At 41.9% G+C, this 15,627-nt stretch carries 13 protein-coding genes, 1 riboswitch and 1 other annotated feature; of the genes, 6 read left to right on the top strand and 7 right to left on the bottom strand.

Features of this window, described 5'->3' with window-relative positions; genetic code table 11:
* Nucleotides 1–3 precede the first annotated feature (3 nt).
* Both CEF22_RS05465 and CEF22_RS05460 read left to right on the top strand, forming a co-directional pair.
* A complete protein-coding gene (locus CEF22_RS05465; RefSeq protein WP_157843175.1) occupies nucleotides 4–1,698 on the top strand; it encodes a protein-tyrosine phosphatase family protein in 1,695 nt (564 codons plus the stop codon).
* Nucleotides 1,699–1,838: 140 nt separating this feature from the next.
* Nucleotides 1,839–3,089 carry a BaiN/RdsA family NAD(P)/FAD-dependent oxidoreductase gene (locus CEF22_RS05460; protein WP_100402060.1) on the top strand — a complete coding sequence of 417 codons (1,251 nt, stop codon included), beginning with the start codon at nucleotides 1,839–1,841 and terminating at the stop codon, nucleotides 3,087–3,089.
* Nucleotides 3,090–3,130: 41 nt separating this feature from the next.
* Here the strand turns inward: CEF22_RS05460 and CEF22_RS05455 are convergent, their stop codons facing one another.
* The 4 genes from CEF22_RS05455 to CEF22_RS05440 all read right to left on the bottom strand — a co-directional run bounded on the left by CEF22_RS05455 (nucleotide 3,131) and on the right by CEF22_RS05440 (nucleotide 7,741).
* Entirely contained in the window at nucleotides 3,131–3,286 is a 156-nt protein-coding gene (locus tag CEF22_RS05455) for a YpzG family protein (RefSeq protein ID WP_094835982.1), read from the bottom strand.
* A 203-nt stretch (nucleotides 3,287–3,489) separates the two neighbouring features.
* Nucleotides 3,490–3,795, bottom strand: coding sequence for a rhodanese-like domain-containing protein (locus CEF22_RS05450; RefSeq protein WP_100402059.1), 306 nt, complete (start codon nucleotides 3,793–3,795; stop codon nucleotides 3,490–3,492).
* A gap of 16 nt (nucleotides 3,796–3,811) precedes the next feature.
* Complete coding sequence (gene leuS / locus CEF22_RS05445) at nucleotides 3,812–6,223, bottom strand: leucine--tRNA ligase (protein WP_100402058.1); 2,412 nt, start codon at nucleotides 6,221–6,223, stop codon at nucleotides 3,812–3,814.
* Nucleotides 6,224–6,281: 58 nt separating this feature from the next.
* Nucleotides 6,282–6,498 (bottom strand) — a binding site (T-box leader).
* A gap of 52 nt (nucleotides 6,499–6,550) precedes the next feature.
* Nucleotides 6,551–7,741 (bottom strand): MDR family MFS transporter, encoded by a 1,191-nt coding sequence (locus CEF22_RS05440; protein WP_100402057.1) that lies wholly within the window; start codon nucleotides 7,739–7,741, stop codon nucleotides 6,551–6,553.
* A gap of 314 nt (nucleotides 7,742–8,055) precedes the next feature.
* Here CEF22_RS05440 and CEF22_RS05430 point away from each other — a divergent pair, with 314 nt between their 5' ends.
* Nucleotides 8,056–9,018 carry a tRNA modification radical SAM protein MnmL/YtqA gene (locus CEF22_RS05430; RefSeq protein WP_100402055.1) on the top strand — a complete coding sequence of 321 codons (963 nt, stop codon included), beginning with the start codon at nucleotides 8,056–8,058 and terminating at the stop codon, nucleotides 9,016–9,018.
* Entirely contained in the window at nucleotides 9,008–9,580 is a 573-nt protein-coding gene (locus CEF22_RS05425) for a tRNA 5-(aminomethyl)-2-thiouridylate-methyltransferase MnmM (RefSeq protein WP_100402054.1), read from the top strand. The genes CEF22_RS05430 and CEF22_RS05425 overlap by 11 nt, the downstream gene beginning before the upstream one ends.
* Nucleotides 9,581–9,676: 96 nt before the next feature.
* Here CEF22_RS05425 and CEF22_RS05420 read toward each other — a convergent pair whose 3' ends face one another.
* Both CEF22_RS05420 and CEF22_RS05415 read right to left on the bottom strand, forming a co-directional pair.
* Nucleotides 9,677–10,765 (bottom strand): tetraprenyl-beta-curcumene synthase family protein, encoded by a 1,089-nt coding sequence (locus CEF22_RS05420; RefSeq protein ID WP_100402053.1) that lies wholly within the window; start codon nucleotides 10,763–10,765, stop codon nucleotides 9,677–9,679.
* A 9-nt stretch (nucleotides 10,766–10,774) separates the two neighbouring features.
* A complete protein-coding gene (locus tag CEF22_RS05415; RefSeq protein ID WP_100402052.1) occupies nucleotides 10,775–11,584 on the bottom strand; it encodes an alpha/beta fold hydrolase in 810 nt (269 codons plus the stop codon).
* A 132-nt stretch (nucleotides 11,585–11,716) separates the two neighbouring features.
* On the opposite strand from CEF22_RS05415, the gene CEF22_RS05410 reads away from it, so the two are divergent.
* Entirely contained in the window at nucleotides 11,717–12,232 is a 516-nt protein-coding gene (locus CEF22_RS05410; protein WP_094836569.1) for a gamma carbonic anhydrase, read from the top strand.
* A gap of 36 nt (nucleotides 12,233–12,268) precedes the next feature.
* On the opposite strand, the gene metK is transcribed toward CEF22_RS05410, so the two are convergent.
* Nucleotides 12,269–13,468, bottom strand: coding sequence for a methionine adenosyltransferase (gene metK / locus CEF22_RS05405; RefSeq protein ID WP_100402051.1), 1,200 nt, complete (start codon nucleotides 13,466–13,468; stop codon nucleotides 12,269–12,271).
* A 140-nt stretch (nucleotides 13,469–13,608) separates the two neighbouring features.
* A riboswitch (SAM riboswitch) is annotated at nucleotides 13,609–13,734 on the bottom strand.
* A 253-nt stretch (nucleotides 13,735–13,987) separates the two neighbouring features.
* On the opposite strand from metK, the gene pckA reads away from it, so the two are divergent.
* The gene (gene pckA, locus CEF22_RS05400; protein ID WP_095479731.1) at nucleotides 13,988–15,574 is read left to right on the top strand and encodes a phosphoenolpyruvate carboxykinase (ATP); all 1,587 of its coding nucleotides are present in this window, start codon (nucleotides 13,988–13,990) and stop codon (nucleotides 15,572–15,574) included.
* The last annotated feature ends 53 nt before the right edge of the window (nucleotides 15,575–15,627 follow it).

Raw genomic sequence — 15,627 nt, 5'->3', positions numbered from 1 at the left:
ACAATGAAAAAAGTAAAAAACAAACAAAAATATCTTCATTTTTCCATGTGGTTCATTCTGCTAAGTACCTTTGGTGTCGGGGGTGGCATTTTATTCTTATTATTTGCTGTCGTCCCCATTGAACAATGGTATGTCGATCGCGGATGGTCACAATATAAAATCGATAACATCATGAAATATTACGTTATCGGCTGGGTCGTATTTGGATTCTTCGTTTCATTTCTTTATTACCGCTATATCGTGAAAGTAAAGCGCTATAAATGGGCGTATACGTTAGTCATTAGCTCGATCTTACTGTGTTGTGTGTCTTTTTACTATTTTATGAATACCGGTAGCGGCGTCATTCAAGGTTCGCAAGGAGAAGTGGAAAAAGGAGAACGCTTTACATTTGGCCCTTATCCAGAAGAAAACGATTTGGCCTCCTTAAAAGAGGAAGGGTATGACGGGGTAATTACCCTATTAAACCCTACCCTCCCAATCGAAAAGCCGTTGCTCGATAAAGAAAAAAAGAATGCGAAAAACGTCGATATTGAACTGCATTCCATTCCGATGCTCCCATGGGTTGGGAATAATAGCGACTCTATTAAAACAGTGAAGCAGCTCATTAAACAAGATGACAAAAAGTATTATGTTCACTGTTATTTAGGAAAGCACCGTGTCGATGTCATCAAGCAAGTCATCAATCAAGAGTTAGACGCAACGTATAAAGTTAATTTTATGCAGCCGACGACTTTCGAGCGTGGAAATCTATATCATGCAAACAATCAAAATATCCTTTTTGGCCCCTTCCCTACCGATGAAGAGTGGTTTACCCGCATTAAACGGGCGGAAGTAAAAGAAGTCGTCTCTTTGTTACGGCCGGATCAAACAAAATGGCTCGATCAAGAAAAACACGTAACGAAAGAAATGCAAATTCAATTTACCCATAGTCCGATCAGCAAAAATCCGTCCGCACAAGAAATTAAAAAAATAGGTGATGACCTGTTATCACGTAAGCAAAAAGTCTTCGTGCATAATTTTAACGATCCAGTGCCGATCGAAAAGCTACATGCGTATGTGAGCTGGGGGAAATTTCTTTCTACTGCTCCAAATCATGAGCGGATGCGCACAATTGGCGCACGTGTCATCGTTGGCTTCTCTCCTACAACTAGTGAACGAAACGCACTAGCGACGAGCGGGATTGAATCATTCGTTTCCGTTGACCCGAAAGCCAACGTAACCGAACTGTACAAGCAAGCACTAACAGTTAGCCAAAGCAAACAATTAACATATATTAGCGTTTCTGACCAAGCCACAATGAACCGCTTAGAAAAAATGGTTACAGGGCTTTTACTAGGTTCCGTTAATGGTAGAGAGACGTTGAAGAATCAAACACTAACCAATGGAGCAACCATCTTTTTAGATCGCAATATGATCATCGGACCGATCTTGTCGAAGGAAGAATATAATTCCTTTGCTTTAAGTAATGGAGTAGCTCAACTCATTTTCCTCTATTCACCTAGCGTAATGTCGGAAGCAGATATGCAAGAAGTACAAAGCATCGCCAAACAACATTCGATCCCATTGCAGATCATCCCGATGTACCCAGGCTATGAAGAACAACTAGTCCCTGCATTAAACAGCGAAAACGGCCTGAACTACATCATGACAGCACCAGACCTCATCCCACACGTCAACGAATTTCTCGGGCATTTTTGACACTAAAGCGGAAGGCGATTGCTCAGCGACGGATGGACGGAGAGAAGCACATAGCTTCTCTCTTTTGCTTTTATTGACAAGATGAAAGCCTATCCACTACTATGAAAAGAATGGTTTGATTAAAAAGAAGGTGTAAAAAAATGACGTATGATGTAATTGTAATCGGAGGAGGGCCCGCTGGTTTAATGGCAGCGATTGCTGCTGGCGAACAAGGGGCGCGCGTACTGTTATTAGATAAAGGCAGTAAATTAGGGAAAAAACTCGCCATTTCTGGAGGTGGCCGTTGCAATGTGACGAATCGATTGCCGGTGGATGAAATTATTAAGCACATTCCTGGCAACGGACGTTTTTTATATAGTGCATTTTCAATTTTTAACAATGAGGATATTATCCGCTTTTTTGAGGATCTCGGTATCCAGTTAAAAGAAGAGGATCATGGACGAATGTTTCCGATAACGGATAAAGCCCAATCGGTCGTGGATGCCTTGCTTCGCCGGATTGATGAATTGAATGTCACAGTTCGTGTGAATACAGCAATTGCGAATGTATTGTACGAAAACGGACGAACAGCTGGTGTCGAGTTACGAGATGGGCAAACAATCTTGAGTCAAGCGGTCGTTGTCGCGGCTGGTGGTTGTTCAGTTCCACAAACGGGGTCTACCGGTGATGCCTACCCTTGGGCTAAACAAGCAGGACATACCATTACCGAGCTCTATCCAACGGAAGTGCCTGTCACGTCTAATGAAGCTTTTATTAAAGAGAAAACACTTCAAGGTTTGTCGTTAAGAAATATCGCTCTCAGCGTACTCAATCCAAAGGGAAAAGCGATCATTACCCATCAAATGGATATGATCTTCACCCATTTTGGTGTGTCCGGCCCTGCCGTTTTACGCTGTAGTCAATTTGTTGTCAAAGCATTGAAAAAATCGCCCGAAGTCGTAATGACGATCGATAGCTTGCCAGAAAAAAATGAAGAGCAGCTGTTTCAAGAGATTCACCGTTTAATGAAGGAGAATCCGAAAAAAGCGGTCAAAAATTGTTTAAAAGGAATTGTTCCTGAACGATATTTATTGTTTTTATTGAAGCAGACTGACATCGAAGAAGAAATGGTTTGTAATGGCATCTCAACTGAGAAAATTCGCCAATTGGCTCATCTTTGCAAAGACTTCCGCTTCACTGTTAATGGAACCCTTCCACTTGAAAAGGCATTCGTAACAGGTGGTGGCGTGTCGATTAAAGAAATCGAACCAAAAACGATGGCGTCGAAAAAAACGGCTGGACTTTATTTTTGTGGAGAAGTATTAGATATCCACGGATATACAGGTGGCTACAATATTACTTCTGCTCTTGTGACCGGAAGACTAGCTGGTACAAATGCGGGACAACAATAAAAGCAGGAAAGAGAATCGTCTCTTTCCTGCTTTTTCGCTGTTTAAGAAAAACGATGACTTTTCACGGTTCGCTTTAAAATAATCGTTTTTTGTGATTCCTCCGTATGCCCGTTCACTTGCGATTTTGCTCGCTTTGGTCTCGTCCAGTTATGATGAAACAATTGTGAGTGTGGATCTAACCCGTCTTTATGACTCATACCCTCACCTCAAAGGAATGGATTGTCGATATTCCACAATGAATATCTTTTATAGAATGTGTCAAATGACGGGTAAGTATACTTCATGGCGTGGACGATTCTTCAGCTCCCTAACTGATTCGAGCAAACTCGCACCCGAACCTTCAACTAACTCCCAACAAAAACAGCCTCCCAAGTATCATTGGGAGACTGCTTCAACTACATTATTTTGTTTTTCCTGTCCATTCGAGCATTCCACCGACCATATTGCGGACTTTGAAGCCTTGGTCGCGCAAATAGTAGCAGACATTTTCGCTGCGGCGTCCAGAGCGGCAAACGAAAATATACTCTTTGTCTTTATCAAATTCATCGAGGCGCTCAGGGATTGTTCCCATGACGATATGCTTCGCTTCTGGAATCATGCCAGCAGCTACTTCTTCATCTTCACGAACATCGATGATTTCTAGCTGTTCCCCGTTTTCTAACTTTTGTTTCAGTTCTTCTGGAGTAATGATTTCGATTGGTTCCATGTGAAACATCCTTTCTTTAGTTAGCTACGATATTAACAAGTTTGCCTGGTACAGCAATGACTTTGCGTACCGTTTTGCCTTCGATTTGTTCTTTGACTTTTTCATCGTTCATCGCGATTTGTTCCATTTCCTCACGAGTGGCTTCTTTAGAAATCATTAGTTTTGTTTTTAATTTACCATTCACTTGAACAACGATTTCTACTTCATCATCAACTAATTTCGTTTCGTCAAATGTTGGCCAAGGTTGATAGCTAATCGTTTCATTGTGACCTAGTTTTTCCCACAGTTCTTCTGTCATATGCGGTGCAATTGGAGAAAGTAATTGGACTAAACCTTCAATAAATGATTTTGGCAACGTGTCCGCTTTGTACGCTTCGTTCACGAACACCATCATTTGTGAAATCGCTGTGTTAAAGCGAAGGTGCTCATAATCTTCTGTTACCTTCTTCACTGTTTGATGATACACTTTTTCTAATTCTGTGCCTGCATCGGTAATTTTTTCGCTTAATTCGCCATTTTCTTGAACGATTAAACGCCATACACGATCTAGGAAGCGACGTGCACCGTCAACACCCGTTGTTGACCAAGCGATTGATGCATCTAAAGGTCCCATGAACATTTCGTATAAACGAAGCGTATCTGCTCCATGACTACCTACGATTTCGTCAGGGTTGACGACGTTTCCTTTAGATTTACTCATTTTTTCATTATTTTCGCCTAAGATCATTCCTTGGTTAAATAGCTTTTGGAATGGCTCTTTCGTGTGTACCACGCCTAAATCGTATAATACTTTATGCCAGAAACGAGCGTACAATAAGTGAAGAACAGCATGCTCTGCCCCACCGATATAAATATCAACTGGTAGCCATTGTTTTAATTTGTCTGGGTCAGCTAACGCTTCGCTATTGCTCGGATCGATGAAGCGTAAATAGTACCAGCAGCTTCCCGCCCATTGCGGCATTGTATTTGTTTCACGACGACCTTTTTTACCTGTGACCGGATCAACAACATTTACCCATTCGTCAATATTCGCTAATGGTGATTCACCTGTGCCGCTCGGTTTAATTTCTGTTGTGACTGGCAATACAAGCGGTAGCTCTTCTTCAGGAACAGCACTCATTGTACCGTCTTCCCAATGGATGATCGGAATCGGCTCGCCCCAATAACGTTGACGGCTAAATAACCAGTCACGCAGGCGATACGTTACTTTCTTCGTACCAAGGTCTTTTTCCTCTAACCAAGCGATCATTTTCGCAATCGCATCTTCTTTATTTAAGCCATTTAAAAAGTCAGAGTTAATATGCTCGCCATCACCTGTGTATGCTTCTTGTTCAATATCTCCACCAGCGACAACTGCTTTGATCGGTAACTCGAATTTTTTCGCGAATTCATAGTCGCGTTCGTCATGCGCAGGAACCGCCATAATCGCACCTGTTCCGTAGCTCATTAACACATAATCAGCGATCCAGATCGGCATTTTCTCACCGTTTGCTGGGTTGATCGCATACGCTCCTGTGAATACACCTGTTTTATGCTTCGCTAAATCGGTACGCTCTAAATCACTTTTCGATTTAATTTCATCAATATAATTAGCGACCGCTTGTTGCTGCTCAGCTACTGTAATCTTTTCAACAAATGGATGTTCAGGAGCCAACACTGCGTATGTAGCGCCGAAAAGAGTGTCTGGACGCGTTGTGAACACTGTAAATGTTTCTTCATGACCATCAATCGAAAACGTTACTTCCGCTCCTTCTGAACGACCGATCCAGTTACGTTGCATATCTTTAATGCTTTCCGGCCAGTCAAGCTCTTCTAAGTCTTCTAGTAAACGATCAGCATACTCGGTAATTTTTAAAATCCATTGCTTCATCGGGCGACGTTCAACCGGATGATCGCCACGCTCACTTTTTCCGTCAATGACTTCTTCGTTCGCTAATACCGTTCCAAGAGCTGGACACCAGTTCACAGCGACTTCATCAACGTAAGCTAATCCTTTTTTATAAAGCTGCAAGAAAATCCATTGCGTCCACTTATAGTATTCAGGATCTGTCGTATTGATTTCGCGATCCCAATCGTAAGAAAAGCCTAATGACTTAATTTGACGACGAAAGTTATTAATGTTTTGCTCCGTAAATTCCGCTGGATCATTTCCTGTATCTAGCGCATACTGCTCAGCTGGTAAACCGAAAGCATCCCAGCCCATCGGATGAAGGACATTGTAGCCATTCATGCGTTTATAGCGTGATAAAATATCCGTTGCTGTGTAGCCTTCTGGATGACCAACGTGCAAGCCTGCTCCTGATGGATAAGGAAACATATCTAGCGCATAAAACTTCGGCTTCTCTTTATCTTCTGTTGTTTTAAATGTTTTGTTTTCTTCCCAAACCTTTTGCCATTTCTTCTCAATAAGCTGATGATCAAAACTCATCTGTGTAACATCCTCCTTGTTGAAACTGTATACAAATTAAAAAAACTCCCGCCCCTAAAATTGGGACGAGAGTATACTTCCCGCGGTACCACCCAGATTAGCGCCCACTTCGGCACTCGGCTTATGTCCATAACGCAGATCGGCGGCAGATGCTACTATCCTTTCACACCCGCGACTCAAAAGGCGAGTTCATGGACCCTCTGGCTAGCTTGCACCACCCGCTAGCTCTCTTCATTCAGAAGAACCCCACTACTACTCCTTGTCATCGTCTTTTTTGATATGATTTATCAACATCTATTCTAGACAAAAATTCTGACAGTTGCAAGCTTAATAAGAGGACATCGAAGCGGATGGCGCTTCTTTTTTCAGCGGTCGATCATATACGAGCGCTAATACGAAAGCGATTATTAATAAAGCGATTAATATCATAAACAAGGCAGTCATGCCGTATACATCGACCATGACTCCGCCAAGAACAGGACCAAACATCCGCCCCGCCGTCGCCATACTATTGACGATCCCTTGATAAAAACCTTCTCTTCCTTTCGGCGAAAGCTGATCGGCAATCGTCGGCACAGCCGGCCAAACGAGCATTTCTCCAATAGTCAAAATGAGCATGGCAGCCATAAATCCTTTAAAATCTTCGGCAAAGGCTGTGACACCAAAGGACGCCATAAAAATAACGATCCCAACAACGATTTGCTTTTTCATATTGTCTTGCAATGGTCGAAGCAAGTAATTGACGAGTGGTTGTCCAAGTACAATTAACGCTCCGTTAACCGTCCATAATAAACTATATTGCTTTAAACTAATATTCACTTCTTGCGTATAACTTGCAATCGTAGACTGCCATTGCACATATCCGATCCAGCAAAGCATGTAAGCGACACAAAGAATAAATAAGGCTGTTAGTTTACTACGGCTTTTCACTGCACTATGCTCAGCCAGCACATTCGTCTGCGCCCCTTTAACTGAAGTCATACGGCGATAACTAAAGGCGGCTAACAGCAAGAAGGCCGCAAACATCGCCAAATTAGCGATGAAAATATAATTAAACGAATAGGAAGCAACAAATCCGCCAAGTGCTGATCCGATCGCTACACCAGCGTTTTGTGCGACATACACTGCATTAAACGCCCGTCGTCCACCTTCTGGCCATACTGCACCAGCTAACGCATACATAGCCGGAAAAATAATCCCTGCTCCAAGACCGACCATCGTTAAAAAGATGACATAATGTGGCCAACCATGCCACAGTGTCATCCCTATCATAGCAATAACATTAATGAAGGTTCCTAAAAGAATCGAACGATACCCACCGAACCGATCGAAAAGCGCCCCACCAAGAAGATTTCCTACAACTGAAGCCGCCGCATTTAACATTAATACAACGCCCGCCACCGATAATGATTTCCCGAGATGCTCATGAATATAAATCGTGTTCAACGGCCATAAAAAAGAGGCCCCGGTCACGTTGATCACCATTCCAATGACTAACAACCAAACTGCTTTTGGCATTTTTGCTCCCCCTTTCCTTTGACAAACTATTTCGTGTACCTAAGTTATTTTAGGGGTTTTATTTTCCTCTTTCAACAACTTTCCTAAACTTAAAATTCTGACTTATTCCCGCTGTTTTTTCTACATGAATTTCGTGATAGACTTTGAAAAGAAAAGCGGAGCCGACTGTTCTAGAGCGACAAGCAAATGATAGAATGACGAAATGGCGTTCTTCAGCCATGCAGTCAGGCTGGCATTTGACCTCGAGCTCCAAGGAGGCGGAACTGGACACCGAAATACGGAAAGCGAAATATCCGAACAGGAGGAAAACGAACATGAATGCCAACTCATTTCCTTATGCTAGTGATAATAAACGCTATCATACATGGAATTATCATTTACGCCATACATTCGGCCATAAAGTGTTTAAAGTCGCACTAGACGGCGGTTTTGACTGTCCTAATCGTGACGGCACCGTTGCCTTTGGCGGCTGTACCTTTTGCAGCGCGGCGGGCTCCGGTGACTTTGCTGGAAATCGGGCCGATGATTTAGAAAAACAGTTTCATGACATTAAAGAAAAAATGCATCATAAATGGAAAGACGGCAAATATATGGCCTACTTTCAAGCGTATACCAATACTCATGCGCCAGTTGATGTGCTACGAGAGAAATATGAATCGGTACTTAAGGAAGAGGATGTCGTTGCTTTATCGATTGCGACACGACCAGATTGCTTACCAGATGATGTCGTTGAATATTTAGCGGAACTGAATGAACGCACCTACCTCTGGGTCGAACTCGGTTTGCAAACCGTTCATGAAAAAACGGCCCAAATCATTAATCGCGCTCATGATTTTGATACGTATGTAAAAGGCGTTGAAAAACTACGGAAGCATAATATCCGTATCTGTTCTCACATTATTAACGGTTTGCCGCTTGAAACGCCGGAAATGATGATGGAAACAGCTAAAGTCGTTAGCAAGCTTGATGTGCAAGGGATTAAAATTCATTTACTGCATTTACTAAAAGGCACACCTATGGTCAAGCAATATGAAAAAGGATTATTGGAATTTTTATCATTTGAAGATTATGTCCAGCTCGTCTGCGATCAGTTAGAAATTTTACCGCCGGAAATGATTATTCATCGAATCACAGGAGATGGACCGATTGATTTAATGGTGGGTCCGATGTGGAGTGCGAATAAATGGGCGGTATTGAATGCGATTGACGCAGAATTGAAGCGGCGCAGTAGTTGGCAGGGGAAGTTTTACCGAGGAGGAGCATCTAATGAATCTTGATGGAATACTACCATTTGCAAGAAAACTATTAGAAAAAACCGTCACAGACGGCAGCATCGCGATTGATGCGACGCTTGGCAACGGTAACGACACGTTATTTCTTGCCAAGCTTGTTGGCGATAACGGACATGTATTTGGTTTTGACGTACAAGAACTCGCCTTAACTAATACGAAGGCTCGATTAGAAGAACATCAGTTAAGTGACCGAGCTACACTTTTTAATTGTGGGCATGAACACGTAGCCGCTTCCATTCCGGAAAAATGGCATGGCCATATTAGCGGGGCAATCTTTAACCTTGGTTATTTGCCAAAAGGGGATAAAACGATTGTGACAAAGCCCAATACAACCATTGCGGCGATGGAACAAATTTTTTCCATATTGCATGTGGGGGGAATTATCGTTCTTGTCATCTATCATGGACATGAAGAAGGAGCGATAGAAAAAGAAGAACTACTAAAGTATGTAGCTACTCTAGATCAGCAGCAAGCCCATGTACTGCAATATCAGTTTATCAACCAAGCGAACCAACCGCCGTTTATTGTCGCGATTGAGAAAAGATAAAAGAAAGGCTGTCTGAAAAAGGACAGCCTTTCTTTGACCTTGCTGGCACTTTCTTCGACTTTCTCAGCTTTTCTTTGACCTCGCTGATGCTTTCTTCTATCCTCTCTTCATAAACAACTGCGGAAATGCTCGTTGCACGCGTCGATATGTCCGGCCATTTAAATAAAAGAAAAAACTGGTTCCTCCACTTTTACGAATCATTTTTTTCGACATCGAGCGGATGTTCTTTTGTTGAAATGCTTTGTTATCCGATAAATAAACACCTAGTAGCCCACGATTAATGAGTTGATGAAAGCGAGCATGCGGAAGCCGCTGCGCTCGTTTGTCGGCCTCCTCTATAAAGTGAATCATCCGTTCAAGCAATTGTTGTTCATCTGGATAGTAAAAGCAAAAATTCAAATCGCCACCTTCAACATCTTCTGCCTGATCGATTAAATAATCTAATAAAATGTGAAGACCTTGAATGTAAGGAAAATAGCTATCTCTAACAAGTTGTGCCTGCTCGGGTTGAAACTCCTCATTAAGACTGTATGAAAGTAAACAAAAAACTCCTAACGTAGAGCCCGCACAAGCCGAAAATTCATACCACTCCATTTCCGGCAATGAAGCTTGATGCTGCTGAAACCATTCTTTCAACCGTTCTTCTCGCTCTTCTTGTCGAACATGCTTATGTATTTGCAAATCGCAATAGTAACGGCATAATTCTTGGAAATAAGGAGCGATTGCTTCATATGGAGCAATCGTTGAAATGACCGACTGACATGTTTGAACGAGCTGCCACAAATAGCCGCCGTCCTCGCGATCTTCCCGAAAGCGGTAGTACTCTCTCATAGGTGCGCCGATCGTAAGCGAATCTTCCATCGCCTCATGAAGAGCCTCAAAATCTCGCGGATCTAGAGAGGTACTCCGGTCACAAAGGTTGTCTAAATAATCACTAATCGTTTGGTACGCCACAATAAAACGTACGGCTTCTTCTTTGTTCTTCCCTGATAACAATGCTAGCACCGACCCACCTTCACAATGAAACGTTTTGTGTTCAATGCTAGCAAGCGCCTGTTGTCTCAACTCACTATTCGGAATGTTTTCCGCTTGTGCCCTCCAAAAGGTTAATTGCTCATGAACAATCGGAAACACTTCTTTATAAATGCTATGCATTAATCGTAGTGGTGTCACAGGTATAGCCATTCCTTCACCTCATTTGTCAATGACATATCCTAAAAGACGAAGCTGATTCTCCACAAATCCCTTGACATAATGAAACACATCTTCCCGTTCCAGTTCGTTAAAAACGTCGTGATACAGTCCAAACCATTCTTTATAATGCATATCAGATAGATCCATTTGGTGGAACCACTTTCTTGTCACTTTGCGATCGACTATCCGATCCTCTCCTGCCTGCATGACAAGCAGCGGAACGTCCGGCATCTCATTTCCTTTTAACGAAGCTACTTTGATCGCTTGTAGCAATTCACGATACCACCGAACCGATACTTTATTAAGCAACAGCGAATCTTCCTTATCTGCTTCAATCACCTGTTGATTCCGAGTTAACATATCGGCTGTCACTCCATAAGAAAACTTAAACGATGGAGCGAATGAATTCAGACTATGCGACATCATATTAATCATTTTAGCTGGTGTATAAACCATTCCTAAATAAGGAGAAGAGACGATCACACCTGCCACTTCAAAATCCCACTCTTGCAACAAACGAATCGAAATTAATCCGCCCATCCCATGTCCGAGCAAGAATACAGGAAGATCGAACTGATAAGCCGCTTCCACCCATTCCTTCACTGCTGTTAAATAATCATTAAATGTTGAAATATGCCCTCGTTGGGCACGTGAAGTAATTCCTTGACCAGGAAGATCCCCCATCACAACATGAAATCCAGCCTTACGCCACATTTCAATTAACCAGCCATAACGACCGTGATGCTCTAGTGCACCATGAACGATGACAATGACTCCTCTAGGCTGTTGTTCCGTTTCCCATTTCCACATATGTGCACCTCCGACTTACCTTTCCTACAACAAAAGAATTTCTTTTTCTTTATTATACAAATGTTTATCTTTTAGTTAAAATGAAAAGCAAGTATTTCAAATTTGTTAATAGTCAGAAAGGAGCTTGTATTTATGATTTATCCATACAAAGAAAAAACACCGAACATCGCAAATTCCGCTTATATCGCCGACTATGCGACCATTTCTGGTGATGTAACAATCGGAGAAGAATCAAGCGTCTGGTTTAATACGGTCATCCGTGGCGATGTTGCACCTACTATTATTGGCAATAAAACGAATATTCAAGATAACTCTGTTTTACATCAAAGTCCAAATAACCCGCTGATTATTGAAGATGAAGTGACTGTTGGTCATCAAGTCATTCTTCATAGCTGTAAAATTAGAAAAAAAGCATTGATCGGCATGGGTTCGATCATTTTAGACAATGCCGAAATCGGCGAGGGAGCATTTATCGGTGCAGGGAGCCTCGTCCCACCTGGAAAGGTCATCCCACCGAATACGATGGCATTTGGACGCCCAGCTAAAGTAGTGAGGGAAATTAATGAGGACGATCGCAAAGATATGGAACGCATCGTGCGTGAATACGCTGAAAAAGCTCAATACTACAAGAGTATACAGGAAAAATAAAAACAAGCCTTCCCAACAAAGGAAGGCTTGCTTCTATTAATTATTTGCTTGTTGCTTTAAAGCAGCTGCTTTATCTGTTTGCTCCCAAGGAAGCTCAATGTCTGTACGGCCGAAATGACCATAAGCTGCTGTTTGTTTGTAAATTGGACGACGAAGATCCAACATTTTAATGATTCCTGCCGGACGAAGATCAAAGTTAGAGCGAACAAGCTCCACTAATACATCTTCAGATACTTTACCTGTGCCGAAAGTGTCAACCGCGATGGAAACAGGCTGAGCAACACCAATCGCATAAGCAAGCTGTACTTCACATTTATCCGCAAGACCAGATGCAACGATGTTTTTCGCCACATAACGAGCTGCATATGCCGCAGAACGGTCTACTTTTGTAGGATCCTTACCAGAGAAAGCACCGCCGCCATGACGAGCATAGCCGCCGTACGTATCAACGATAATTTTACGACCTGTTAAACCAGCATCCCCTTGAGGACCACCGATGACAAAACGGCCAGTTGGGTTGATGAAGAATTTCGTTTCCGCATCAATTAATTCAGCAGGAACAACTGGGTTAATGACGTGTTCACGAATGTCACGTTGAATTTGCTCAAGCGTTACTTCTGGATGATGTTGCGTAGAAATAACGATCGTGTCAATACGAACAGGTTTGTCATTTTCATCATATTCTACTGTTACTTGCGTTTTTCCATCCGGACGTAAATAATTAAGCGTTTCATCTTTACGTACTTCTGTTAAACGACGAGATAATTTATGCGCTAAAGAAATTGGAAGCGGCATTAACTCTTCTGTTTCATTACAAGCAAACCCGAACATTAATCCTTGGTCGCCTGCACCGATCGCTTCAATTTCCTCATCACTCATTTGTCCTTCACGCGCTTCAAGTGCTTGGTCAACACCTGCGGCGATATCAGCAGATTGCTCATCAATAGAAGTCAATACGCCACATGTATCCGCATCGAAACCATATTTCGCACGGTCGTAACCGATCTCTCTTACTGTTTCGCGAACAAGTTTATTAATATCTACATAAGAAGATGTTGTAATTTCCCCCGCTACTAATACAAGGCCGGTTGTTACAGAAGTTTCCGCAGCTACACGAGCATTAGGATCCTGTGATAAAATCTCATCCAGAATCGCATCAGAAATCTGATCGCAAATCTTATCTGGATGTCCTTCAGTTACTGACTCTGAAGTAAAAAGACGACGCTTTTTTGTCATGAAACTTCCTCCTTAAACGGATCAAAATTGATCTTTATTTTCACGGTACTCATTTCCCTAAGTTTATCCTTTTAAAAATAAAAAAACCTCTCCCATTCATAAAGAGAGGAAAGGTTGGTTGATTCAACATAGGCCTTTCACTCTTATCGCCCAAGGTTTGGACCTTGCACAGGTTTAAGCACCTTTGTCTTAAATAGGTGAGACACCTATTTAAACTGGTTGCCGGGCTTCATCGGGCCTGTCCCTCCGCCAGCTCAGGATAAGAGTATCCGTTCAAGGATAAATCTTACGAAATTCGACGGATAATGTCAATCATATTTTTATCCACCTATCTGCTTTTTTCCGTTTTCTTTCATATTTATATTTATAAAAAAATTTTTGGGAAAAATAAAAAATAAAATTAACGAAAAAAAATTAGCTATATAGTATAGACTATTAATTCAAATGTGCTATACTGTTTTGTGAGTAAACGAGTAGATAAATACATTTCAAATTTTTATAAAGGATGGTTATTAATTTATGAACTCTGTAAGCGTTTCAAGCAAAATTGTGGAACTTCTAAACGGTTCAAATATAACAATGCAACCTTCTGTACCTACGCTTGTTGAAAAGGTACTTACTCGTAAAGAGGGCGTGTTAACTGCGTCAGGTGCTGTACGTGCAGAAACAGGTAAATATACAGGACGTTCTCCTAAAGATAAATTTATCGTTGAAGAAGCTTCTGTAAAGGATAAGATCGATTGGGGTTCAGTTAACCAACCGATTTCTGAAGAAGTCTTTGATCAATTATACACAAAAGTGATCGATTATTTAAAACAAAAAGACGAACTTTTTGTTTTTAAAGGATTTGCAGGAGCTGATACGACTCACCGTCTTCCAATCCAAGTTATCAATGAATACGCTTGGCATAACCTATTTGCCCATCAATTATTCATCCGTCCAACAGCAGAAGAGTTGAAAGACCATCAAGCAGGCTTCACAATCGTCTCTGCTCCAAACTTTAAAGCAGATCCAGCAGTGGACGGCACAAAATCTGAAACATTCATTATCGTTTCTTTCGAGCGCCGTATCGTGTTAATCGGTGGAACAGAATACGCAGGTGAAATGAAGAAGTCAATCTTCTCTATCATGAACTACCTACTTCCTGAAAATGATGTTTTCCCTATGCACTGTTCGGCAAACGTTGGGTACGAAGGTGACGTTGCTTTATTCTTCGGTCTTTCTGGAACAGGTAAAACAACATTATCTGCAGATCCAAATCGTCGTTTAATCGGTGATGATGAGCACGGTTGGTCTGCAAACGGCGTCTTTAACGTTGAAGGTGGATGCTATGCGAAATGTATCGGTCTTTCTCGTGAAAAAGAACCACAAATTTTCGATGCAATCCGCTTCGGTTCTGTATTAGAAAATGTTGTGTTAGACGAAGACACTCGCCTTCCTGATTACGATGATAACTCTTTAACAGAAAATACACGTGCCGCTTACCCATTACAAGCGATCGACAACATCGTTGATCCAAGTGTAGCTGGCCATCCAAATACAATTATTTTCTTAACAGCTGATGCATTCGGAGTTTTACCTCCAATTAGTAAATTAACAAAAGAGCAAGCAATGTACCACTTCCTAAGCGGTTACACATCTAAGCTTGCAGGAACAGAGCGCGGAATCACTTCTCCGGAAGCAACATTCTCAACATGTTTCGGTTCTCCTTTCCTACCATTAGAAGCAACTCGCTATGCGGAAATGCTAGGTGAGAAAATCGACGAACATAACGCTCAAGTATTCTTAGTCAACACTGGTTGGACTGGTGGAGAATACGGCGTTGGAAGCCGTATGAAACTTGCTTACACTCGTGCGATGGTGCAAGCAGCTCTTGAAGGCGAATTAAACAATGTAGAAACATACACAACGAAAACATTTGGTTTACAAATTCCTCTTCATGTTCCTGGTGTACCTGATGATGTACTCATCCCACGTAAAGCATGGGCAGATCAAGAAGCCTTCATGAAGAAAGCAGCTGAGCTTGCTGGCAAGTTCCGTGAAAACTTCAAAAAATTCTCTAACGTTCCAAGCGAAATCGCAGAACTTGGTGGACCACAAATCTAATATCAAAAAAGGAAGGCCTCGACGGTCTTCCTTTTTTGATATTAGAGAAAGCC

The organism is Bacillus sp. FJAT-42315, assembly GCF_002797375.1.
In the GTDB taxonomy this organism is placed as follows: Bacteria; Bacillota; Bacilli; order Bacillales; family Domibacillaceae; genus Bacillus_CE.
Note: the sequence above shows the minus strand (reverse complement) of the source record. Positions and strands in the feature narration are given on the sequence as shown.